Annotated in this window: 22 protein-coding genes and 1 tRNA gene; 17 read left to right on the top strand and 6 right to left on the bottom strand. The window is 31.7% G+C overall.

The genetic code is table 11. The features are described 5' to 3' along the window. Position 1 precedes the first annotated feature (1 nt). The 7 genes from moaC (at position 2) to ACWJJT_RS07075 (ending at position 6,746) form a co-directional block, all read left to right on the top strand. Entirely contained in the window at positions 2 to 481 is a 480-nt protein-coding gene (gene moaC / locus ACWJJT_RS07105) for a cyclic pyranopterin monophosphate synthase MoaC (protein ID WP_462956500.1), read from the top strand. Beyond that, positions 481 to 915 (top strand): MOSC domain-containing protein, encoded by a 435-nt coding sequence (locus tag ACWJJT_RS07100; RefSeq protein ID WP_462956499.1) that lies wholly within the window; start codon positions 481 to 483, stop codon positions 913 to 915. Before moaC ends, ACWJJT_RS07100 begins: the two co-directional genes overlap by 1 nt. Positions 916 to 1,190: 275 nt before the next feature. After that, a tRNA-Ser gene (locus ACWJJT_RS07095) sits at positions 1,191 to 1,282 on the top strand. A 158-nt stretch (positions 1,283 to 1,440) separates the two neighbouring features. Next, entirely contained in the window at positions 1,441 to 2,214 is a 774-nt protein-coding gene (locus tag ACWJJT_RS07090; protein WP_462956498.1) for a MurR/RpiR family transcriptional regulator, read from the top strand. Positions 2,215 to 2,389: 175 nt separating this feature from the next. After that, entirely contained in the window at positions 2,390 to 4,015 is a 1,626-nt protein-coding gene (locus ACWJJT_RS07085; RefSeq protein WP_462956497.1) for a PTS transporter subunit EIIC, read from the top strand. Between the two features lie 5 nt (positions 4,016 to 4,020). Then, positions 4,021 to 5,421, top strand: a complete 1,401-nt coding sequence (locus ACWJJT_RS07080) for an FAD-dependent oxidoreductase (protein WP_462956496.1) — start codon at positions 4,021 to 4,023, stop codon at positions 5,419 to 5,421. Positions 5,422 to 5,423: 2 nt separating this feature from the next. After that, on the top strand, positions 5,424 to 6,746 hold the full coding sequence (locus ACWJJT_RS07075) for a 6-phospho-alpha-glucosidase (protein ID WP_216303148.1): 1,323 nt from the start codon (positions 5,424 to 5,426) through the stop codon (positions 6,744 to 6,746). A 131-nt stretch (positions 6,747 to 6,877) separates the two neighbouring features. On the opposite strand, the gene ACWJJT_RS07070 is transcribed toward ACWJJT_RS07075, so the two are convergent. The 4 genes from ACWJJT_RS07070 to ACWJJT_RS07055 form a co-directional block, all read right to left on the bottom strand. Continuing rightward, entirely contained in the window at positions 6,878 to 7,660 is a 783-nt protein-coding gene (locus tag ACWJJT_RS07070; protein ID WP_462956495.1) for an ABC transporter ATP-binding protein, read from the bottom strand. 15 nt (positions 7,661 to 7,675) lie between these two features. After that, complete coding sequence (locus ACWJJT_RS07065; RefSeq protein WP_462956494.1) at positions 7,676 to 8,692, bottom strand: FecCD family ABC transporter permease; 1,017 nt, start codon at positions 8,690 to 8,692, stop codon at positions 7,676 to 7,678. Further along, positions 8,692 to 9,687, bottom strand: coding sequence for a FecCD family ABC transporter permease (locus tag ACWJJT_RS07060; protein ID WP_462956754.1), 996 nt, complete (start codon positions 9,685 to 9,687; stop codon positions 8,692 to 8,694). Before ACWJJT_RS07060 ends, ACWJJT_RS07065 begins: the two co-directional genes overlap by 1 nt. 143 nt (positions 9,688 to 9,830) lie before the next feature. After that, positions 9,831 to 10,769, bottom strand: a complete 939-nt coding sequence (locus tag ACWJJT_RS07055; RefSeq protein ID WP_462956493.1) for an ABC transporter substrate-binding protein — start codon at positions 10,767 to 10,769, stop codon at positions 9,831 to 9,833. 325 nt (positions 10,770 to 11,094) lie between these two features. On the opposite strand from ACWJJT_RS07055, the gene ACWJJT_RS07050 reads away from it, so the two are divergent. After that, the gene (locus ACWJJT_RS07050; protein WP_462956492.1) at positions 11,095 to 11,958 is read left to right on the top strand and encodes a YitT family protein; all 864 of its coding nucleotides are present in this window, start codon (positions 11,095 to 11,097) and stop codon (positions 11,956 to 11,958) included. 38 nt (positions 11,959 to 11,996) lie between these two features. Next, on the top strand, positions 11,997 to 12,914 hold the full coding sequence (locus ACWJJT_RS07045) for a S66 peptidase family protein (protein WP_462956491.1): 918 nt from the start codon (positions 11,997 to 11,999) through the stop codon (positions 12,912 to 12,914). 49 nt (positions 12,915 to 12,963) lie between these two features. Here the strand turns inward: ACWJJT_RS07045 and ACWJJT_RS07040 are convergent, their stop codons facing one another. After that, positions 12,964 to 14,349 carry a tryptophanase gene (locus ACWJJT_RS07040; protein ID WP_462956490.1) on the bottom strand — a complete coding sequence of 462 codons (1,386 nt, stop codon included), beginning with the start codon at positions 14,347 to 14,349 and terminating at the stop codon, positions 12,964 to 12,966. Between the two features lie 492 nt (positions 14,350 to 14,841). Between ACWJJT_RS07040 and ACWJJT_RS07035 the strand changes: the two genes are divergently transcribed. From ACWJJT_RS07035 to nadE, 8 genes are all read left to right on the top strand, one after another. Continuing rightward, positions 14,842 to 15,531, top strand: coding sequence for a helix-turn-helix transcriptional regulator (locus tag ACWJJT_RS07035; protein ID WP_462956489.1), 690 nt, complete (start codon positions 14,842 to 14,844; stop codon positions 15,529 to 15,531). Between the two features lie 222 nt (positions 15,532 to 15,753). After that, a complete protein-coding gene (locus ACWJJT_RS07030) occupies positions 15,754 to 16,716 on the top strand; it encodes an aromatic acid exporter family protein (RefSeq protein WP_462956488.1) in 963 nt (320 codons plus the stop codon). A gap of 143 nt (positions 16,717 to 16,859) precedes the next feature. Beyond that, a complete protein-coding gene (locus ACWJJT_RS07025) occupies positions 16,860 to 17,318 on the top strand; it encodes a hypothetical protein (RefSeq protein ID WP_165413093.1) in 459 nt (152 codons plus the stop codon). Positions 17,319 to 17,825: 507 nt separating this feature from the next. Continuing rightward, positions 17,826 to 19,331: a glucose-6-phosphate dehydrogenase gene (zwf, locus tag ACWJJT_RS07020; protein WP_462956487.1), complete on the top strand. Its 1,506-nt coding sequence runs from the start codon at positions 17,826 to 17,828 to the stop codon at positions 19,329 to 19,331. 11 nt (positions 19,332 to 19,342) lie between these two features. Further along, positions 19,343 to 19,969 carry a cyclase family protein gene (locus tag ACWJJT_RS07015; RefSeq protein ID WP_462956486.1) on the top strand — a complete coding sequence of 209 codons (627 nt, stop codon included), beginning with the start codon at positions 19,343 to 19,345 and terminating at the stop codon, positions 19,967 to 19,969. A gap of 136 nt (positions 19,970 to 20,105) precedes the next feature. Then, on the top strand, positions 20,106 to 21,878 hold the full coding sequence (locus ACWJJT_RS07010; RefSeq protein ID WP_462956753.1) for an aminopeptidase P family protein: 1,773 nt from the start codon (positions 20,106 to 20,108) through the stop codon (positions 21,876 to 21,878). Between the two features lie 308 nt (positions 21,879 to 22,186). Next, positions 22,187 to 22,561 carry a hypothetical protein gene (locus tag ACWJJT_RS07005; protein ID WP_462956485.1) on the top strand — a complete coding sequence of 125 codons (375 nt, stop codon included), beginning with the start codon at positions 22,187 to 22,189 and terminating at the stop codon, positions 22,559 to 22,561. Positions 22,562 to 22,692: 131 nt separating this feature from the next. Further along, positions 22,693 to 23,496: an NAD(+) synthase gene (gene nadE / locus ACWJJT_RS07000; protein WP_462956484.1), complete on the top strand. Its 804-nt coding sequence runs from the start codon at positions 22,693 to 22,695 to the stop codon at positions 23,494 to 23,496. 86 nt (positions 23,497 to 23,582) lie between these two features. On the opposite strand, the gene ACWJJT_RS06995 is transcribed toward nadE, so the two are convergent. After that, a complete protein-coding gene (locus ACWJJT_RS06995; RefSeq protein ID WP_216303132.1) occupies positions 23,583 to 25,208 on the bottom strand; it encodes a methyltransferase in 1,626 nt (541 codons plus the stop codon). Positions 25,209 to 25,245: the final 37 nt, after the last annotated feature.

Here is a 25,245-nt window from a genome sequence, read left to right as displayed (position 1 = left end):
GATGGAACTTACGCACATAAATGAAGAAGGAAGAGCTAAAATGGTGGATGTATCTGAAAAGTGTGACACTGTTCGGGAAGCTATAGCAGTTGGGTCAATTTCTATGAAAAGAGAAACACTTGAAAGAATAAAGGATGGTTCTATTTCAAAAGGAGATGTATTAGCTGTAGCGCAGGTGGGAGGAATTATGGGCGCAAAAAGTACTTCGCAAATAATACCGATGTGTCATGCCATAATGATATCTGGATGTGATATTAGCTTTAAAATTGACTTTGAAAACACTAAAATTGAAATAACCGCCACTACTAGAACAGTAGGAAAAACAGGTATTGAAATGGAAGCACTTACTGCAGTATCGGTTGCAGGATTAACTATTTATGATATGTGTAAGGCAATTGATAGAGAAATGGTTATAAATAATATTATGCTTGTGAGAAAAAGTGGAGGAAAATCAGGAATATTTGAAAGGAAGGGATTGTAATGGCAAGGGTTATTGCTGTAAATATAAGTGAAAAAAAAGGTGTAATAAAACATCCTATAGAGAAAGGCTTTTTTAAAGTCAATCACGGACTTGAGGGAGATGCACATGCAGGGAATTGGCATAGGCAAGTGAGCTTTCTTGGAGTCGAGAGTATTAATAAGATGAAAGCTACTGGAGTACAGGGCTTATGTTCAGGAAAGTTTGCTGAAAATATTACTACAGAAGGAATAATTTTGTATGAGCTGCCTGTGGGAACTAAACTTAAAATAGGAAATGTAGTTTTAGAGGTTACACAAATAGGAAAGGAATGTCATAAGGGTTGTGAAATTATGAAATTGATTGGTAACTGTATAATGCCAAGAGAAGGGATATTTGCTAAGGTGCTAGAAGAGGGCTACATTAAAGCTGGAGATGAGATTGTAGTGGAGGAATAAGTGTATGGAAGCAAACTTACTCTGGATATACGTATAAGAAAAATGTATAGATGAGGAGATTTTATGTACGGTTATAATGGTAAGATATTAAGAATTAACTTAAAGGAGAGAACTATAAAGGTTTAGTTACTTGGTTTACGACTATGTAAAAATTAACATAAATGAATATTTTATAAAATTGACAGCATGAACTATCAGAAAATATTTAATTAAAGATAGAAAGGTATTTTAAATAAAATTCATATATGGTATAATTAAAAAGTAATTTAATATATGGAGAGATGTCCGAGTGGCCTATGGTACCTGCCTCGAAAACAGGCGAACGGGTTATTCCGTTCCGGGGGTTCAAATCCCCCTTTCTCCGCCATGAAACCATTGACAATACAGAAATATGTATTATTGATGGTTTTTTGATTATGACTTCGTAAGATTAGATAATTTTAGTTCATTTGAAGAGATTCTTTTTATTTTAAAGAAAAGGTTTCCGTGATACAATTGTGTTATATAAGCAACGGAGGAAGAGGTATGAGAAAGAAACTATTCCTAAAGAAAATTTTGACAAATATAGATGAGGATATTAATGATTCAGAATACAATGTTCTTAAGGATTTAATTGATAGAATCGAGAATATCCAAAAGTATAGCATAAGAGAGGCTGCTAAAAATAATTTTATATCTACTGCTAGTATATCTAGGTTATGCTATAAATTTGGATTAAGCGGATATAGTGAATTGAAATTTTATTTAAAGGGTGAATATGATAAGTTTTTACCTAATAATAATCAAAATAGAGAAACATTGAAGGATAAAGTATATTCAGTACTAGAGGAATTTAATCATAACTATAGAAAAAGCGTAGAAGATATATATGATGATGATCTAAATAAGTTTTTAGATTTAATATGTGAATCAAGGGGAATATTAGTTTGTGGAAATGGTTTATCTGAAATTATGGCTATGTATTTTTCTCAAAGGTTTCAGATGGTAGGGAAAAAGGTTAACTTTTTAAGTTTAAATTATCCTAGTGAAATGTATGTAAATCAATTAAAAGAAAATGAATCATTGGTTATATTCTCTAAATCTGGAGAAATACAAAACTTACAAAATAAGATTCAAATCGCAAAAGAGAATAATATAAAGATAATTTTATTTACAAGCAAAAGAAATAGTGACATAGGAAAATGCTCGGATATAGTAATTAAAATATACGGAAATAAGAATTCAAAATCTTATAATTCAAATGTATTTATGTTTATAGATATTCTAATAGATTTGTTTTTGGGAAGAGTTGAAACATAAAGTAACTTATATATAAGCTACTTTATGTTTTTTTATTTGTAACATGTTACATGAAAAAACTATCAATGTAAACATTTTCTCAAGATATCAAAGAAGGAATAAGTAGATGATATGATAAGTACAAGATATAAATCCGGTTTTATTCTAATGATAAAAAGTAAATGGAGGTAAAAAAATGAAAAATAAACTGCAAAATTATTTTTCTAAATTAGGTAGATCTTTTATTATGGGTGTGGCAGTAATGTCATTCTTTGGATTACTACTATCCCTTGGAGCAGTTCTTAAAAATCCTAATTTTGTATCGAAATTTCCGTTATTACAAAATGAAGGGGTCAAATTCTTTGCCAATGTATTAAATGAGTCGGGTCTTGTAGTCATTAAGTTTATGCCTTTAGTTTTCTGTGTATCAGTAGCTATGGGAATGGCTGATAAGGGTAAAAAAGAATTAGCAGCATTTTCATCATTACTTGGATATCTGTTTATGATTGTTTTTTCAAGTCTGGTATTAAATATTTTTGGACTAGCGTTAGAGGCAAATATATCAGTTGGAGCCAATAATATGGTTAGCATATCTCAAACATTAGAGATGAGAAAGGCTATGCAGACATTTGTTTTAGGGATCCAAACAATTGATACTGGAGTGTTGGGTGGTATTGTAATAGGTACCCTTGCAGCAACAATATCAAATAGATTTAGTAATAAATCATTGCCATTAATTTTTAGTTTCTATCAAGGAAAGCATTTTCCACCGATTTTAACAGGTGTTGCAGGTTTACTTATTGGATTAATTGTTCCTTTTGTTTGGCCATTTGTAGGCGGCGGAATATATAGTGCTGCAGAGGTTGTAACTGGAGCTGGAGTTATAGGTTCATTCCTATTTGGATTTATTGAAAGATTACTTATACCAACTGGACTTCATCATATTTGGTATTCCCTTGCACATTTTACACCAGTAGGTGGAACTTTAGCAATTGGAGGAGAGGTATTTGTTGGAACTAAGGCAATAACAACAGCAGCTTTAGGTAACCCAGAATTTACAGGAAATATCGCTGAAATAACAAGGGTTTGGTTAGGACAGGGTGCTACACCAATAAAGGTATTTGGTATTGTAGGAGCACTAATTGGAATGTACTTAGCTGCAAAAAATAAGGAAAAGGCTAAGGTAGTAGTTATAGCAGCAGCAACAGCATCAGTATTTGCAGGTGTAACAGAACCATTTGAATTTATGTTTATGTTCTTAGCACCACCACTATTTTTAGCTCATTGCGTATTATCAGGATTATCATTTGCGATTTTAGATCTTGTAGATGCATCCTACTTAGGTGGTAACAACATAATAGAATTAATATTTAATGGTGTACTTCAAGGCCATAAGTCAACATGGATACCAATAGTTTTAGTTGGTATAGGTATGTTCTTTGCATATATGTTTATATTTAAATGGTATATAGAAAGGTTCAACATCATTACTCCAGGTAGAGAAACTGATGAGGATACAGACCAAAATAAAAGAGCTGAAATTGAAGCTTCAAAGCTTATTAGACAAAATGCTAGTAAAAAAGATGTTGCTGAAGAAATACTTCTAAAAATAGGAGGAAAAGACAATATAAAAGATTATACAAATTGTATCTCTAGATTAAGAATTTTTGTAAAAGATCCTGAAAAAGTTGATAAAGATAGGATTAAACATATAACTGATTCATTAGGCGTTTCAAACCCATCAAAAGAAGAATATCACATAGTATTTGGGATGAAAGTATCTGAATATAGAGATGCATTTGATGAAATAATGGAAGGTTGATTTTAATGGTAACAATTAATTATAACAACAAAGATATAGAACTAATTGAATCCTATGATTGTTGTGTAGTAGGAGGGGGAACAGCTGGAGCAATAGCTGGAATTTCCTCTTCCAAACTAGGATTAAAGACCTTAGTAATTGAAAGGTATAGTATTCTAGGAGGAACTTCAACAGCAGGACTAGTAACTCCAATGATGCCATCTTATGTGGACGAAATGGATATTTCTAAGGAAGTAAATGAAGAACTTAAAAAATATGGTGATTGCATATATTCACCAGAATATGAAGAGCTTAAAAATTATAGTGGAGAAGAAAGACCAGAAGAGGCAATAGCTTTAACATGGTTTAATCCAGATAAATTAGCAGTAGTTTTAGAAAGAACCTTAATAAAGTATAATGGTCATTTATTATATGATGCAACACTGTGTGATGTAATCAAAGAAAATAATAAAATAAAGTATATCATAATCATGACATCGGATGGGTTAAAAGGAATAGAAAGCAAGTGCTTTGTTGATGGAACAGGAGATGCTATTTTATCTAGACTTTCTGGTGTTATGGTAGATAAAGGTGATAGTAATAATGAAAATCAACCAGTATCTTTAAGGTTTGAACTAGGTGGAATAGATTTAGAAAAATTTTATGATTTTATGATATCCCTAGGCGATGATTATTGTAGGTCAAGGCTTCCTCACTATACATTTATGGTTACACATCAGGGAAGAACACAAGTATTAGAACCAATAATGAAGAAAGCATTAGAAAATGGAGATATTACAAAGGATGAATATATTTGGCTCCAAGGGTTTACAATACCATCAAAAGATAGCCATATGGCATTTAATTGCCCTAGAGTTCCTACAAATAGAAATTCAACTGATATTTTTGTAAAATCAAATGCCTATGTAGTTGGGCGACAAATGATAGATAGATATTATGGTTTTATGAAAAAGTATGTAGATGGATTTAAAAATTCTTATATAAGTAAGGTAGCAATACAACTAGGAGTAAGAGAATCATACAGAATCAAAGGAAGAGAAACGTTAACTTTTAAGGATTATATAGAAAGAAGGAAAAGTGAAGACGGCATTGTTAAAGGTGATTGGTGGATAGATATTCATAAGGACAAGCATGATGAGGCAGACGAGCATAACCTTAAGTTTAAAGAGTATTATGAGATACCATATGGTGCTATGGTAACAAATGAGGTTTCAAACTTAATAGTAGTAGGAAGATGTATTTCTAGTGAATTCAGAGCTCAAGCTTCTCTAAGGATACAGCATCAATGCAGAAGTATGGGAGAAGTTGCAGGATATGCCTGTAAATATTCAATAGATAATAACGTAGCATTAAATATAGTACAAGGTAAAGAGATAAAAAGATTTATAGTTAGAAAGGAATGGTAGATATGAAGAAATTTAATATAGTATTAGCAGGTGGAGGAAGTACATATACTCCAGGAATATTAAAGGCACTTATGCTAAAGAAAGATGAATTCCCATTAGGAGAAGTAAGACTTTATGATATAGATAGTGAAAGACAAAATAAGATTGCTATAGTTTGTAATGAAGTATTAAAAGAATATAATAGTGATGCTAAGATGATTGTAACTACAGATCCAAAGGAAGCATTTTCAAATGTAGACTTTGCATTTGCACAATTAAGAGTTGGTAAATATAAAATGAGGGAATTAGATGAGAAAGTACCTTTAAAGTATGATGTAGTTGGACAAGAGACATGTGGACCAGGTGGAATAGCCTACGGGTTAAGAACTATATACCCAATGATACAAATATGTGATTATATACTAGAATATTCGCCAAAGGCATGGATAATAAACTATTCAAATCCAGCGGCTATTGTTGCAGAGGCTATAAGAAAGTTAAGACCAAATGTTAACATACTTAATATATGTGATATGCCAATTGGAATGATGCTTAGAATGGGAGAGATTCTAGGGTGTGAGGATAAGAAGATAGAGGTTGACTACTTTGGATTAAATCATTTTGGTTGGTTTACTAAAGTATATGTAGATGGCGTTGATAGAAGTGAAGAGTTAAAGAAGCATATGCTTGAATATGGACTTGTAACTCTAGAGCAAAGTAGAGATATACAGCATAATGATGTAGATTGGATAAAGGCTCATACTAATATTAAGTATATGTTAAAGATGTTCCCAGATTATATTCCAAGTTCTTATTTACAATATTACTTAATACCTAAGACAGTTGTAAATCAAGCAAATAAGGATTATACAAGAGCTAATAGAGTTATTGATAATAGAGAGAAGAATCTATTTGATTCTATTAAGAACTTTGAAGAAACAGGGAAGTTTGAAGAAGGATTTAAGGTGGGAGTACATGGAACATTTATAGTTGATGTTGCTATAGCTATAGCCTTTGATACAAGAGCAAGATATATTGTTATTGTAGAAAATAAGGGAGCAATTCCAAATCTTCCAAGTGATGCTATGGTAGAAATTCCTGCATACCTAACTTCAAGAGGGCCAGAACCAATAAGACTAGAGCCAATTCCTCTTTTCTATAAAGGGTTAATTGAGCAACAGTTGGCATCTGAAAAGTTAGCTGTTGAAGCCGCAATAGAAAATTCATATGAAAAGGCGCTTCAATCTTTTGCACTAAATAAGACTATTCCTTCAGCAGAAGTTGCTAAAGATATACTAGATGAATTAATAGAGGTTAATAAAGGATATTGGCCAGAATTAAGATAGAAAAAACTAGGTTAGTAAATTAATATTTAATAAAAAATGAACTCGCTTTAGCGAGTTCATTTTTGCTGAAAAACCCACTTGTTAAAAATCAACGTCCTCAGCATCAAACATAGGCAAGCATATTAGTAACTTTATATTAAGTTATATGTAATACAAACTGGTTTATTATATAGGGGCTCATTAATGACTACAGCATCTATATTAAATATTTTCCTTAAGTTATCCTTAGTCATTATTTCTTTAGGACTACCAGTGCAAACTATGTTACCATCTTTAATTCCTACCATATAATCTGCAAATCTTGCGGCATTATTTAGATCATGAATAACCATAACAATGGTTTGTCCTTGCGTCTTATTCAAACTTTCTAATAATTGTAGAATTTCTAGTTGATGTGCTAAATCTAAATAGGTAGTAGGTTCGTCTAATAATAATATTTCAGTTTCTTGGGCGAGTGCCATAGCTATCCATACTCTTTGCCTTTGGCCACCTGACAATGTCTCTATAGGTCTGTCCTTAAATTCTTGCATGCCAATTATCTTCAGTGCCCAATCTATTTTTTCTTTATCTTGACTCGTTAGTTTACCGAATCCACTTTGATGAGGAAATCTTCCATAGGCTACGAGCTCACCAACAGTTAATCCATTTGGTGCTTGAGGGCTTTGTGGCAAAACTGCCATTTCTTTAGATATGAAATTAGAACTTAAATCTTGAATGTCATTATCATTTATGTATATGACTCCACTTTTAGGCTTCAATATTCTTGCAATAGTCTTTAATATAGTTGATTTACCACATCCATTAGAGCCTATAATAGTTGTGATTTTTCCTTTAGGTATGTTCAAATTTAAATTTTTTACTATGTCAAAATCTCCATAAGATATAGATAAATTTTCGGTTTTTATGCTGTTCATATGTAACCTCCTAAGTTATTCCTTCATAATTAAATAGATGAAATAGGGTACTCCAATAATTGAAACGACTATTCCAACGGGCATTTCAATAGGAGCTAAAACATTTTTAGCTATGGTATCAGACAATATTAAAATTATTGAACTAACTAGTGCTGCGGTTGGTATTAATAATTTGTGCTTTGGGCCAACAAGCCGCCTTGCTATGTGTGGGGAAATAAGTCCTAAGAATGATATGGTTCCGGCAACGGCTGTAGCCGTACCAGCTAATGCCACAGTATATATCAGTAGTAATCTTCTTTCTTTTTCTATATTTACGCCGAGTCCAACTGAGAGTTCGTCGCCTAAACTTAAAACATCTAGATATCTTGCTTTATAAATTATAAGTCCGGTAAAAATAAATACAAATGGCAGAGTTGCAATAACATAACTCCAATTGGTTCCCCAAATACTTCCTGAGGTCCAAACCATTATTTTGTTGAAATCTTGAGTTGTAAATCTAAATTGAAATAGGATCAATATAGCACTAAAAGCAGAATTAATACCTATCCCCATCAAAATCAATCTAGTAGGATTTAGACCCTTTTTCCAAGCTAAAGTATAAATAAGGAAAGCTGCAAAACCTGCTCCAAGCAAAGCTACGAGAGGCATGGTAAACACCGTTAGTGTGCTTATATCAGAATATACTTCTCCATTCATAAAATATATATAAATAACTACAGCCAAGGCTGCACCAGAACTTATTCCTAATATGCCAGGGTCAGCTAGATCATTTTTAGTTATTCCTTGAAGTACTGTTCCTGCTATAGCTAAGGCACTTGCCACAAGTATAGCTATAATTATTCGTGGAAGCCTCATAGTGAAGAGTACCAGTTCCTGCTTTTTAGTTCCCTGTCCAAATAAAGTTTTAATTACATCTAGTGGACTTATAGCAAAAGTTCCAATATTAAAACTAATTATAAATATTGAAAAGAGTAGAAGGAATAATATGCTTATAATCAAAATTAGATTTTTCTTTCTTTTATGGTTTCGCATTATAATGAATTGGCCTCCTTTCTGACAATATATATGAAGAAGGGTACACCCAGTAATGCTGTTAGTGCCCCAATAGGAGTTTCATAAGGCTGATTTATCATCCTAGCTGCTATATCGCTATAAACTAGCAAATCAGCACCCAGTACTAGTGAACATGGGATTATAAATCTATAATCTGGTCCAACTAAACTTCTTACAATTTGTGGCACAATAAGTCCAAGAAAAGAAATATTTCCGGCTACAGCCACTGAACTACCGCTAAGTAATATTACGATGACTATACCAATAAATCTTATGATATTTGTCTTTTGACCAAGTCCTATGGCAATATCTTCCCCTAGGCTTAAAATGGTTATTTTAGGAGAAATAATTATTGCGGCAATGACACCAAAGGTACCGATGGAGGCTAATAATTTTACCCCTTGCCATTTTGCAGTAACAAATCCACCAGCAACCCAAAAGCTTAGTTGCTGAGATAAATTGGAATGCATTGCAATAGCGGTTGCGAGAGATATTAAAAGAGTTCCCAGAGCGGTTCCTGCTAAAATAAGTTTAATGGGACTAACACCTTTACTAGATTTTGAACTTAATATATACACAAATACACCACTTAAACTAGCTCCGATAAAAGCAAAAAACATCAGCCCTGAAGTCCCTATATTAGCCCTCATTGCAAAGGCTATAGCTATGGTAAAAGTTGCACCTTGAGTAATACCCATTATAGAGGGGTCAGCTATTGGGTTTCTTGTTATTCCTTGCATTATAGCACCAGACACTGCTAAAAAAGCTCCGACCAAAGCAGCTGCAATCATCCGGGGAAGTCTTATATCACGGATGATTTTTGAGTTTATATCAACGCCATCTGAAAATATGCTATTAAATACTGTATATAAGTCTATATGTTTTGCACCCAGGGATACGGATAATACCATGCCAAAAAATAATATAATAAGTCCAATTACGATTAATAATGAGCTTATGATTAGTCTATTCATTTTTTTCTTATGTTCTGTAACTATCGATTTTTCCATTAAAACACTGCACCTCACATTAGCCTTGGATTAAAATGTATTAAGATAAAAGGGTGATAACCGTATATGGGAATATATCATTTATCACCCAGAAAATATAATATGTATTATTTCACAAATTCCTTCTTTATCAAATCAAGTAATAATTCTCTTCCTATTGGAGAATAACCTTGTGCAAAATATGGGCTACTATCAAGCGTTGTAACATTTCCATTTTTTACAGCTCTCATGCTTTTCCAAACAGTACTACTCTCTAAATCTTTTTTATCAGCATCAGTTGCTATAACCACAATATGATCTGCGTCAATGGATGATAAACCTTCCATAGTTACTACTGGTAAACTTATTCCTTCTTGATTTGGCATGTTAGACGGTTGAGCTAATTTCATATCTGACAATAGTATTGAACCTATACCTGCATCACTGAAAATATATAATTTGCCTGAACTTGCAAGTATCGTAAGGTAGGTTTGCGGGCCATTTTTTTTCTTTATCTCAGATCCTATACTTATAGCTTTTTTATCGTAAGCCGCTAGCCATTTTTGAGCATCTTTTTCTTGCTCAAATAGTTTCGAAATATCAGTTAATCGGGTCCGCCAATCGTTAGCATAGTCTTTAAGCATTACGACAGGTGCAATAGCTTTTAACTGATCATATATTTTTGTTTGCCTTTCGCTCATTAAAATTAAATCTGGATCTAATTTTAGTATAGCTTCCATATCCATAGTATCCATCATGGAAAAGCCTACAAGCTCAGAGGTACTCATTTTATCTTTTAGATAACTTGGTATTTCCGTAGTTTTATAAGAATCAGCATTTGCAGTACCTACGGGGATATGGTTTAAAATTAATAATTCCTCACTTGATCCAGATATATCTACAATACGTTTAGGGGTAGTAGGGACTGTTACATCACCTTTTATTGTGCTAACCACCTTGGTTACACTCTTTTCTTTAACTTCTTTCGCAGCCTTTGAACACCCTGTAAAAACGCTAATAGAAATTACTGTTAGTGTTATTAATCCTAATAATCTTTTTTTCTTCATAATAAATCTCTCCTTGTTTAAGTTGAATTAGCTATGTATACGACCCAATGATTAACCAAAATCATAAATTATTTATATGAACGATAACCGCAAATGACAATCATTATCAGTGACTCACAATTTTTATTATATCAGAACTATTAAATATGTCAATAATTTTTTAAAATTTTAATAAAGACGAAATTGGGGGCGAAGTTTAAGGCTAAATAAATCTTTAGTCTAGAAACGGTACAAAAAAATAATTTGACTATATATTGGTATAAAGAAGAACTGTTTACGTTTATGAGTAAAGATAATTAAAATAAATAAAGATGGAGAGGCTAGTATGAAAGTTAATACGATATTTAACAAGCAAAATGTAAAGAATGCATTTTTTGTAATACTGGGGTGTTTATTATCTGCTATAGGTGTAAATATGTTTTTAGTAAATGCAAAACTATTCAGTGGAGGTCTGTCAGGTATGGCAATTTTAATACAGTATGCTTTGAAGGTTCCAGCAGGATATACTGTACTACTAGCTAATATACCTTTATTGGCATTAAGTTATAGGAAATTAAATAAAAGGTTTACTATATACAGTATGATAGGGACTGTATCACTATCATTATTTTTAGTTTTGACTAAAAATTTAAGTAGTATTATTACGGTACATGATGCGCTTCTAATTTCTGTATATGGAGGGATATTAATGGGAGCAGGAGCAGGGCTTGCATACTCAAACCACGGTTCAGAGGGTGGTATGAACATAATAGTAATGTTAATTAAAAAGAAATGTGATAGTTTTGACGTAGGGCAATTGGGTTTTATTGTAAATTGCGTTATAGTATTTTTAGGAATGCTATTAAATGGAATAACCATTGCATTATACACGTTAATGAGCATGTATATAGCGGCTTTTGTTACAGATAAGATAATCCGCGGGTTATCACGAAAAAAGGTATTACTTATAATTACAGATAAAGAGGAGGAAGTTTGTGAGTATATAACAAACTCTAAGCACCGTGGAGCTACAATACTAAAGGGCAATGCACCTACAGGCAAAGAAAGAAAAGTTATCTACTGCATAGTACATGTATCAAAATTACCAGAGTTTAAATATTCAGTGCAGAAAATAGACGAGGATGCTTTAATTTCAATAATAGATGCCTCAGAAGTAGATGGTAGAGGATTTAATTCGAATATTTTATAAAAGATATTATCTCAAATTAATTAGAGGAAGTGTTAATAATGCTTGGAAAAAGACTATGTTTAGGAGACACTATTGGACTCATTGCTCCTGCCAGCCCAGAAAATATTGAAGCAATACAAAAGGTAATTTCATTTCTAAAAAATAGAGGGTTTAATATAATAGAAGGAAAACACCTATATGATAAGTGGGGATATCTTGCTGGCAAGGATGAAGACAGAGCAACAGATATAATGGAAATGTTCAAAAATAAAGCAGTAGATATGATCCTCTGCATAAGAGGGGGATATGGTTCAAGCAGAGTACTCCCTTATCTAGATTTTGATGTAATAAAAAAAAATCCAAAGATATTTGCGGGTTTTAGTGACATAACAGTTTTTCTAAATTCATTTTATGAGAAATGTGAACTAACTACATTTCATAGCCCAATGGGCAGTTCTAATCTAGAAGATATTGAAACTTTTAAAAGTTTTATGTTCACATTTATGGAAGGGTATAAGCCCTATACTATTAAAAACCCATCTGGATTTACTACTAAGTGTATTACAAAAGGTAAGGCTCAGGGTAATCTTATAGGTGGTAATCTTGGGCTATTATGCAACTTGCTTGGAACTCCCTATGAAATTAATATGAAAGATAAAATCTTCTTTATGGAAGAGGTTGGCGAAGAACCTTATAGAGTTGATAGGATGCTAACACAACTCCTATTAGCTAAAAAACTTCAACAGTGCAAGGGGATTATTCTAGGCCAATTTAAAGGTTGTGATTTACCTAGTTATCAAAGAAGCCTTACTTTAGAAGAGGTTTTTCAAGATAGATTATATAAGTTAGGTATCCCAATGTTTTCAGGGTTTTGCTCAGGTCATGACTATCCAAAACTTACTCTTCCCATTGGGGCAAGGGTGGAAATGGATGCTGAGGCTGGAGTTATTCATGTAATGGAAGGCGTAGTGGAGTAATATAAAAGCTTGCAACTTAAAAAAATTGCAAGCTTTTATTTAAAATATCTTATTTTTTAACTGGTTCGAGACTTGCTTGGAAGTGTCTAAGAACAGCTGGCTCCCATGTAATTCGGTAACCTGTTATTTCGCTTGCTCTTTTTTTAATTGCAATTAGGGCATCTGCCATAATATCGATATGGGATTGAGTATAAACACGACGTGGAATTGCAAAACGTGTAAACTCAAATTCTGATTCTATTTGTTTTCCTGTATCAGGATCATTTCCCATCATATAAGATCCAATATCGCATGTACGAATTCCAGCTTCTATATAAAGTTCAATCGCAAGTGCTTGCCCCGGGAATTCATAGTATGGAATCTGAGGTAACAACGCCTTTGCATCTACAAATACACCATGGCCGCCTACTGGTGATTGGTACGTAACGCCTGCATCATCAAGTCGTGCTGCAAGATACTCCATTTGTCCAATACGATAGTTAAGGTAATTTTCATCAAGTCCTTCATAAAGACCAAGTGCTAAACTCTCAAGATCACGACCTGAAAGACCGCCATAAGTAATAAAACCTTCGAATAAAATTGTACGCGCTTTACAAAGTTGGAACAATTTTTCATCATCTTTAATGCCAATTAATCCACCCATATTGACAATTGTATCTTTCTTAGCACTCATTGTAAACATATCTGCATAACTAAACATTTCTTTTACAATTTCTTTAATTGATTTATCTGCAAACTCTTTTTCTCTTAATTTTACTAAGTAAGCGTTTTCAGCATAACGTGCAGCATCGATACATAATTTAATACCGTATTTTTTACAAACATTTGATGTTTCTCTTACGTTTTGTACAGATACTGGCTGGCCACCTGCTGAATTATTTGTAACTGTCATAACAACAAGACCAATCTTATCAGCACCGTACTCTTTAATTAAGGATTCTAATTTTTCAACATCCATATTTCCTTTAAAAGGTGCTCTTATAGCTGGATCTTTAGCCTCAGCAACAACACAATCAATGGCTCTTGCACCCGTTGCTTCTACGTGTGCTCTTGTTGTATCAAAGAAGGTATTAGAGATAGAGTATTTACCTTTTTCCATTAATAATCCAAACATAACCTTCTCCGCTGCGCGACCTTGATGAACTGGCTGAATATATTTATAACCAAAAATATCCTGACCTGCTTCTACAAGTTTATAGTAACTTGATGAACCAGCATAGGCTTCGTCACCTCTCATGATACCAGCCCATTGTTCTTGACTCATTGCATTAGTTCCACTATCTGTTAATAAATCAATATAAACATCTTCACCACGAAGGTTAAACATATTGTATTTTGCTTCAGCAATTTTTTGTTTTCTTTCCTCACGTGTAAGCATCTTAAGAGTCTCTACCATCTTAATTCTAAATGGTTCTGGTATATATTTTATACTCATAATAAAAACCTCCATTTTATTTATTTAAAATGTAATTATGTTGAATCAATCATTTTATAATTAGCCTTCTAAAGTGATGGATTCTATTTATACTAAGACATCTTTAGGTAACTGTGCACCCCCCTGTAATAAAATGGTTTTTATACTTTAAACCCCCTATAGGATAATTTTATCACTGCGATAACATACATTCAAGGGTTTTAATAAAATTATTACTAATAAATGGAATAAAAGACTGGTAAATGGGATTTGTTATACCCTTTTACCTAGTTATTGGATTTTTTATCACTTTAAATGAACTTATTTTAGATAAGTAATTATTTTATTAATAATAAATTATTAATAAATAACGTTTACGTTGTAACTTTTATATAATTGTGATAATCTATATAGCATATTATAAATTTGGATTTTAAAATTTCTATAATAAATACACTAGTTATGAAGTCCTATATAAAGTGGTGTAATAAATATATAAGAGTAGGTGGAAAAATGAATGACATTATGTTAAAACAATATAGCGTTCTTGTGGAATTTTTAGGAAAGTCCCTAGGTCCAGACTATGAAGTTGCTTTACATGATTTTGGATATGATGCAAATTCCATAGTTGCAATAGCGAATGGATATATTAGCGGACGAACAGTTGGTGCTCCCATGACTAATCTTGCACTGAGTATTATATCAGATAAGAGTTATAAAAATAACAATTATAAACTCAACTATAATGGAGTTTCTAAAGATCAACGTATATTGAGATCTTCAACCATGTTTATTAAGGACGAGAACGATGAGCTTGTGGGAATGTTGTGCATTAATTTCGACGATAAAAAATATGTAGATATAAGCGACCAAATATTAAAGCTTTGTCACCCAGATAAACTAATTGAGCAAAATAGCACATATGAATCTGTTAATTCTCTTTTGAATGATAATACTGAGACCTTTTCGGGATCTATTGCCGAAGTAACAGAAACTGTTTTAAATAAGGTATTAGATGACAATAACATCCCTATTGATCGATTGTCGAAGAATGAACGGATAAATATCATTGATATATTAAACCGAAAAGGTGTTTTTATGCTTAAGGGAGCTGTAAGTGAAGTAGCAAAACAACTTTATTGTTCAGAGCCTAGTATCTATCGCTATCTCAGCAAAGTCAATAGAAATATGGATCGTACTTGATAAAGAAAACAAAGAAAAAACCTTGAAATTTAAAGGTTTTTTGTTATATGATGCATCATAATAAGAAACTTGACTGAAATAAATAGCAAAGACTATCCTGAAGAAAATATTAATGATATGTGTAATCAATATATACCTGAGTACATGATAGAAAAAGTGAAAAAAGTTAATTATAAATAAATAATATACCATATAATTATGGTAGTAGGAGAAAGTTGTGGAATGATAAAATATTTACAATCAAAAACAGTTAAGATAACTTTGTCTGCAACAATAGCAATTATTATATCAAATTATATAGGGTTAGAATTTGGAGTAACTTCGGGTATAATTGCTATATTAAGTATTCAAGATACAAAGAAAGAATCGATATTAGTTGCAGGTAGGAGAATAATCGCATCCACCGTAGCTATACTTTTATCTTTTATGCTATATATTTTACTTGGTAATAATCCTATTGTATTTGGACTATTTTTACTTATATTTATACCAATAACTAATATTTTGAAAACAAGTGAGGGTATGGTTATTGGCGCAGTATTATCAACACATCTTTTAATAAGTACAGATATTAATATTTTTTGGGTTATAAATGAAGCAAAGTTAACTATAATAGGTATTGGGGTTGCAATGGTTTTTAATTTATATACAGCATCATTAGAAGAGGATTTTGAGAAGAATAAAGAGAAGATAGAAGAACAATATAGATTAATATTATCAGATATGGCATTAAGTTTGATTTCACAAGCTGTACCAATTTATGAGCAAGATGTACTTTCGAGTGTTGAAAAACTAATTAAAAATACTAAATTGATGGCACAAATAATAAATAATAATCATTTGTTTAAGAGTAATGATTATTATGTAAGTTATATAGATATGAGAAAAATACAATTAGAGGCTATAAAAAGAATGAAAAGACATTTTTCAAGATTTTATATAACCTATGATCAAACTATAATATTGTCAGAATTTACTAATGATGTTGCAACTAATATTCATGAAGATAATGATTGCATCGAACTTATTAATAAGCTCACTTTACTTAGGAAAGATTATGAAATTATGGCATTGCCAAAGACTAGAAATGAATTTGAAAATAGGGCATTATTATTTCTATTTTTAAATGATTTAGAGGACTTTTTAATTATCAAGAAGGAATTTAAAGAATATTTTGAAAATTAACAATACGTAGTCAAGTCTAAACAAATTCATAACATATTATTTACAATTAACTACTATAATAACTACAACGAATATATATATCAGAGGCTTTGAAAATTTTAGTTTTATTAATCTAGTATTTTATTAGAAAGGTGAGGATTAAAATGAAAGAAGAAGAATTGTTATATAATGTGATTTTTCCCGAAGATAGTGATCCTAATTATATTAATTATGGTTATTTTATTGGGAAGAGTAAAAAAGATGTATTTAAATTGAAAGCTATTATAAATGAAAGTCAATTAAATCCAATATTAATTTGTGATGGCAATAAGGCAAATGCTTTTTTTGCTAAAGTTTTTCAAAGTGAAGTAGATAGGTTTTTGAAAATTGTAAGTGAACTTAAGTTTAAACAAATTAAAATAAATAGTTGTCATATGAACGAAGTAAAAAACATGTTTGAGGAAGATATAATGAATCACCGGAAAAAGGGGTATAAGCCAGCTAGATATCTATTACCACGGAGATTTAATAGAGGAATAAGAAATTGGAAATTACCAGATATAATAGAGCTAAATTCAAGAGATGAAAACAAACCAACATTAAATGGAGTAATTAATCTATAAAGATTCAAAAGGTCTATTTATTTTTAATATATATTTTTCTCGCTATTAAATAAAGGGCTTTAGCAATTTTGCTAGAGCCTTTTTGAACTTTATTTATCATAAATGAAAGTTAATAAATTTTATATTATATAAAAATCATCCATAGAAAGGGGATAACTTCAATTTGCTATCGTATATCAGACAATCTATCTTTTTATAGATAGCATTTCCTGATTTCTATGAAACAAACTGGAATAAAAAATAGCCTAAATTATATTATACAATTTAGGCCGTTTTAAATAAATATCTCTTTATATGCAATATATAGAAATTCAACAAAGGTACTTGCAAATATACTTTTACGCATTTCATGAGTTTGTGGTATATTATTATTAATTGAAATTGTAATATGATAGCTATTTCATTTAAGTAAACCCGTAGATGTAGTTATTAATTAATATGCTATGATCAGAACAAAAAAATAAGAAATAGTGCGTATGAAAAGAATTGCAGGAAGGAGCACTTTTAATGGAGAAAAGTATGGATGAAGAACTTTCTAGTATATTTATAATTTTTGGTGGAACTGGTGATTTAACAAAAAGAAAGCTTATTCCAGCTATTTTTAGTTTGATGTACGAGGAGAAATTACCTGAAAATTTTACAATTGTGTCTATAGGAAGACGGGAAAAAACAAATCAGCAATATAGAGAAGAAATGTATGAATCAGTGAAAAAATTCTCTAGGTTTACTTTAAATGAAGAACTATGGGATAAATTTAGTAAGAAAATTTTTTATAAGAATTTTGATTTTACTTCAGATAATGAAGCGTACAAGGAATTAGATTCATTTTTGGAAACAATGGAGACTAAATATTTAACTGGAGGCAAAAGATTATATTATTTAGCAGTTGCACCAGAGTTTTTTGAAGGGATAATTAGAAATTTAAAGAATAATGCTATGGTTTGCAAAGACACTGGCTGGCAGAGGATAATGATCGAAAAGCCTTTTGGATCAAGTTTGAAAACGGCTAGGATTTTAAATGATAATATATCAAAGCTTATACCTGAAGAGGATATATTTAGAATAGATCACTATCTGGGAAAGGAAATGATCCAAAACATATTAGCAATAAGATTTGGTAACTCATTATTTGAACCACTATGGAATGCAAATTATATTGATAATATTCAAATTACGTCCTATGAACTTTTAGGCGTAGAGAACAGAGGCGGATATTATGAAAATGCTGGTATTTTAAAAGATATGCTTCAAAATCATTTGTTACAAATATTGACTATGATTGCGATGGAACCTCCAGTAGACTTTCAACCAGAATCTATAAGAGATGAAAAAGTCAAGGTGTTACGATCACTCAGACCTTTTACCGCTGAGACTTGCACGGAAAATATTGTTCGGGGTCAATATGGCTCTGGCTTTGTCAATGGTATAAAAGAGGTGGCGTATAGAGACGAAGATAGGGTATCAAAAGTGTCAAACACAGATACTTTTATAGCCCTTAAGACTTATATTGACAATTTTCGGTGGGGAGGAGTACCCATATATATAAGAGCAGGAAAAAGAATGGATACTAAAAGCACAGAGATAGTTATTCAGTTTAAAAAACTTCCTGGAATTAATTATTATAAGGAGTTTAATCAGATTAGTCATAATCTTTTAGTCTTAAAAATTCAGCCAGAAGAGGGCTTTTTCTTTCAGATAAATGCTAAAAAGCCAGGTAGTGAATTTAAAATGGAAAAAGTTGAATTAGATTATTGTCAAAGCTGTAAGTATTTAAATGATTCACCCGAGGCTTATGAGCGGCTATTACTTGAAGCAATTAGAAATAACTCATCTTTGTTTACTAGATGGGATGAACTTGAATACTCGTGGAAATTTATTGAAAGTATTGAAAAAGGATTTGAAAATAATATACCTAATTATCCTAATTACTCAGCAGGGACCTCAGGCCCAGAGGAAGCAATGCATTTAGCTGAGCGGGATGGCGGACAGTGGTGGAATACAGCACAAAATTAAGGAGGCGTAACATGATTATATATGATATATCTATGACTATAGAAAAAAGTATGGGAGTATACAAGAATATAGAGGGAAAAAGACCGGTGATTAAATTTGAAAGGAAAATCCCAAAGGATAGCATTAATGAATCTAGTATATGTATGAACTTACATACAGGAACCCATATTGATGCACCGTATCATGTAGATGATATGGGTGCCACTATTGATGCTATTGATTTAAATAAATTGATTACAAAGTGTAGAGTTTTGGATTTAACAAAAATAGTAAATGGAATAACAAAAGAAGATCTTATGGATAAAAACATAAGGCCAGATGAATTCTTATTGCTTAAAACTCGCAACTCATTCACAGATGAGTTTGAATTTGATTTTGTTTTTCTTGAAAAAAGTGGAGCAGAGTATCTAGCAGAAAGAGAAATAATTGGAGTAGCAATAGATTCACTTGGAATAGAAAGGTCTCAGCCAGAACATGAAACCCATAAAATCCTTTTTAGCAAGGGAATAACTATAATAGAAGGTGTTAGACTAAAAGAAATAAAAGAAGATGAATACTTCATGTGTGCAATGCCACTTAAAATTAAGGGAGTAGATGGTGCTCCTGCTAGGATAGTTTTAATAAAAGACTTAATATAAGTACTTATAGTTCAAAACTTGAGAATTATATGAAATTACAGTTTTTGTTTTAATAATCCCATCTTATTTATGGTATAATTAAACAAGTAATTTAAAAATTGTAAGTAAACGCTTGCAAATTAATGGGGTGAATATGATGAATGTAAAAGAAAGAATTGAAGAGTTAAGAAATGGTATGAGAGAAAGAGGCATAGAAGCATATATAGTACCTAGTTCAGATCCACATCAAAGTGAATATGTAGCAGAACATTATACTGCTAGAACGTTTATAACAGGATTTACAGGTTCTGCTGGTACTGCAATTATAACACTTACGGATGCTTATCTTTGGACAGATGGAAGATATTTCATTCAAGCAGAAAGTGAATTACAAGGTACAGGTGTAACTTTATTTAAAATGGGAGAGAGTGATGTTCCAACTGTTGAGGAATTTTTGAAGGAATCTCTTAGCGAAGGAGCAAAGATTGCTTTTGATGGCAAGGTTATTTCAGTAGAGTATTTTAGAGGGTTAGAGAAAGCGTTAGAAAGTAAGAAGTTTTCATTTGAAGTTAATGAAGATTTAATAGATAAAATATGGAAGGATAGACCAGCAAGACCCTCAAGTGAGGTGATTTTGCACGATATAGTGTATGCAGGAAAGTCAAGAGGAGCAAAACTTGCGCAAGTAGTCCAGGAAATGAAGAATATGGGAGCAAATTACTATGTTATATCAGGACTCGATGATATAGCATGGCTATTAAACATTAGAGGAAGAGATGTAAAATGTAATCCCTTAACAATAGCTTATACAGTTATCTCAGAGGAAAAATGTTATTTATTTATAGACGATATAAAGATTAATTCAAAAGTTAGATCTGAGCTTGAAAAGGCCAATGTAGAAATAATGCCGTACGATAGCATAGTGGAATTTTTAAAAAATATTAAAGCCGGAACAATATTATTTGATCCAGCGAAAAACAGTACTTGGATATATAGTGCCATAAAGATTAAAACGGTAGAAGCTATGGATATAACTACAAAATTTAAGGGTATAAAAAATGATGTTGAGATTCAAAATGTTAGAAAGGCAATGGTGCGTGATGGCGTGGCTATGGTTAAATTTATAAACTGGATGAAAAAAACTATAAAAACGCGTAATATTACTGAAATAGAAGCATCAGATAAAATTTGCGAAATAAGAAAAGCAGGAGAAAATTTTTATGATTTAAGTTTCGCATCTATTTCAGCTTACGGAGCAAATGCATCTATGCCTCACTATACTGCTACAGAAAAAAATCAGGCTACAATAAAGAAAGAAGGCCTTTATTTATTAGATTCTGGTGCTCAGTACTTAGATGGAACAACAGATATTACGAGGACCCTAGCAGTAGGCCCATTAACGGAGGAAGAGAAAACAGATTTCACTCTAGTTTTAAGAGGAATGATTGATTTAAGTATGCAGAGATTTTTATATGGAACCACTGGTTCAAACTTGGATATTATAGCTAGAATTCCACTTTGGAATGCAGGTATGAATTTTAAACATGGAACAGGGCATGGAGTAGGCTTCTTTTTAAATGTTCATGAGGGGCCACATCGAATATCTATGGCTGCCAGTACTATTAAGCTTGAAAAAGGAATGATAGTGTCCAATGAACCAGGGGTTTATAAGGATGGAAAACATGGTATAAGAATAGAAAACTTAGTTACTGTTAAGGAAGATGAAAAAACTCAATATGGTGGACAATTTATGAAGTTTGAGACTTTAACTTTTTGCCCTATAGATTTAGAAGCTATAGATGCGCTTTTATTAACATATGATGAAAAGGCGTGGCTAAATAATTATCATAGAACCGTATTTGAGAAACTTTCTCCATATTTACAAGGAGAGGACCTAGAGTATTTAAAGGGTGCAACAATAGCAATATAAATATAAGATTAATTTGTTAAAAAAATAATTATCATTGACTTTTACTCTAAAAAAAACTATCTTAAGTTGTGGAAATTGAAATTAATATATAATTTAACAGGCGGTGTATAATTTTACATGTGGAATATATAAAAACTTTATCGTAGCCTTACAATAAAATTAATATTGCAGTCAAGGAGAGGGGCTGTAAAGGTGATAAAAGAGGAAGAGGGAATTATAATAGAAATATTTGAGGATAACATGGCGAAAGTCAAGGTAGGTAGGCATAACGAATGTAAAAATTGCGGTGCATGCCCAGGTGATAGTTCATGTTATATAGAGTTGCTGGATACACAAATGTAGCTGAGCTAACCCTAGGAATGGTGACGAAACATGGTGACGATGCAGCAGATATACAACTACTTGAGGGAATAACAAAAAGCATAGTTTACGAAATGGCAAAAATATTTAATGCTCCTAAATCTATAATTAATAAAATTTCTACAAGTGGTGTATGGGACAATAGATCCAATCAAAAAGAAGTAACAGAACTAAATCATCAGGTTTGTATGTATTTAAGGGGTAAAGACATCTCAGAGAATACGAGAAGAAAATATTGTATTTATATACAATATCTAAACACAAAAGACATTCACCAGTTTCACCAAAAGATTCTTGGTGGTTTGAATAAATTTGTAAAATAAATAGGTGCACTTAATGGCTAGGTGTATCTTTTTATTTTCTAATCACAAAGTGGCAATATTGTTAATATTTTAACTAAGACCACATAATATATGTTATAATAAACGTATAAATAAGTTTAAGGGGGTTCCATATGAATAAAATTAAACAACAAGAAATAATTAATGAATTTGCTATACCTTCTCCTCTTGAAAATGAATCGGATAAAAAGTATGCATATAGAATGATAGAAGAAACTTGTACTTTTCTAAAAAAGTATGCTGAGCACACTGGCAAGAAAGGTTATGTTTGTAATCTGTCAGGTGGATTAGAAAGCTTTGTTACAAGTATGCTTATTAAAAAATCAGGGCTACAGCTAATTAATCTATCTCTTCCTTTTGGAATTAAATCAGATAGAGAAGATGTAGAACTTGCAATACGTATTATAAAACCAGATGTATTTCGAACCTATGATGTAATGGGTCCTGTAAATGAATGCATTGACCTTCTCCGTAATTTACCTTCTTCAAAAGTAGATATAGGGAATACAAAATCTAGAATAAGAATGACTGTAATATATAGAATAGCTGAAGTTTACGATGTTTTAGTTGCTGGCGTTTCAAATGTGGCAGAGCTAACTTTAGGAATGGTGACTAAATATGGTGACAATGCAGCAGATGTAAAACCACTTGCGGGTATAACGAAAGGCATAATTTACGAAATGGCAAAAATATTTAATGCACCTAAATCTATACTTGATAAAGTTTCTACTACTGGTATGTGGGATAATAAATCCAACCTAGAAGAAGTAACACAGCTAAATCATCAAGTTTGTATGTATTTAAGAGGTGAAGACATCGAAGAAGAATACGAGGAGAAAATATTAAAATTATATACAGTTTCTAAACACAAAAGACATTCACCAGTTTCTCCAAAAGACACTTGGTGGCTTGAATAAATTTGTAAAAAAATAGATGCACCTAATGTATAGGTGTATCTATTTCTTTTATAAGTACATTAGACTCATTATGTATTTCATGTGCATTATTTTACTTTTAGCACAAATACATGAGGTGTAAGCCTACCACTTTCAATTTTTATCTCTTGAAGTAATTCAAGCTTATCATTATCCAGCAGAACTTCCCTAAATAATTGCTTTTCTATTGTATAAACAAATGCCATTCCTCCCGGTCTTATAAAATCAGGGATTTTATTTACAAATGCACTATACAAATCCGCGTACTTATTATGGGTGGTGGACTTATTGTCAAAAGGCATATTTGTTATCATCTCATCAAATTGGCCGTAAGGCACAAATTCTAATATATCTTCAGCTATAAGGTCTATATCCACATTAGCTAATTTGGAATTTATTGTTGCAGCGTTTATAGCTGTTCTAAATATATCAACTCCTGTTAAGGATCCAAATTCTTCTAATTTAGCTCTTTCAATAAGCATTGTTCCAGCGCCACAAAAGGGATCTATAACTTTAGCACTAGGGTCTAGCCATTTTTCTATTGATTTTATTGCAATAGCCGCAGTTACAGGATTTATGGATGTAGCTAAGTCGTTTTTTCTATAGTCAAATCTATTATCCTTTACAGAATACAGTTTGACAAATACACTGCAGAGGTTATTTCTTTCAAGTATTCGAATTTCAACTTCATATGAGGAAGGGCTGTTTCTTAAGTTTCCACAAGAAAGTTCATCTAATTCTCTAGATAGGTTTTTTACAAACTCTGACCTTTCTCTATTAGAATCCATTGTTTTAAATTCAACTCTATACCCAAAAGGATCATTAGAATCATTATCATGACACTGATTTAAAAAATCTACAAAATTTGCATTTATAATTGCATCAGCTATTGCCTTATAATCAAAGTCTAAATCTTCACACTCAGCTAAAGGATACAAAAGTTCATAAAATGTCCTGCAGGTGTAAATCTTATCTAAATCCTTCTCGCAGATAAGTATACCGTCATCTACAAGTCTACCATCAATCCATTTATCATCTAGTTCCTTTAAAGTAAGCTGATACTGATAATTCATAACAGTGAGCAGCATAGGTACAGGACTTTCAAATCCTTTAAACTCATGGCGCGCTGTAGGAGACAATTTATCTATGGCTCTTGTTAGTGCAAGCTTTTCCTCATTAATATGCTTATTAGTTGTTACTAGTGAGTCATTTTCTTGACAAGCTTTTTCATTTGTTACTACATCTTCAAACATTCTCTTTAACTTTTCTGCGTCATTTGCACTGCCGCAGTTCCCGATTGCAAGTACGTAGGAGTATCTTACAAATAATTTATCCTCAGCGTTATAGGCATTATATAAAGCTTCTAAATACACAGGGTCTGCGAGTTCTCCAATAACGCCACATACATTCTTTCGTACCTTTGGATCTGAATGAGAAAGAAGAGCGCTAAGTTTTTCTTTTGAATTACCAATAGTTCTTTTGAACATTCCTTTGGGCTTTTCCTTTTTTAAAATATCCCTTAAAACGGAAAGTATTCCTCTTGGATCATCCTCAGTTATTATTTTTGACCATAACATGGGGATTGCATTATTATAATCTAGGGAAAGTTTATTTATTATCGCAGATCTTTGCTTATCATCTGAAGTTTTTAGATTTTCTATTAAACTTGATATCTTATCAGTATTTTCTATCATTTGTTACACCTCTTATGCTTAAATTTATTAAATTATA

This window comes from Clostridium sp. CM041 (assembly GCF_055081035.1).
Note: the sequence above shows the minus strand (reverse complement) of the source record. Positions and strands in the feature narration are given on the sequence as shown.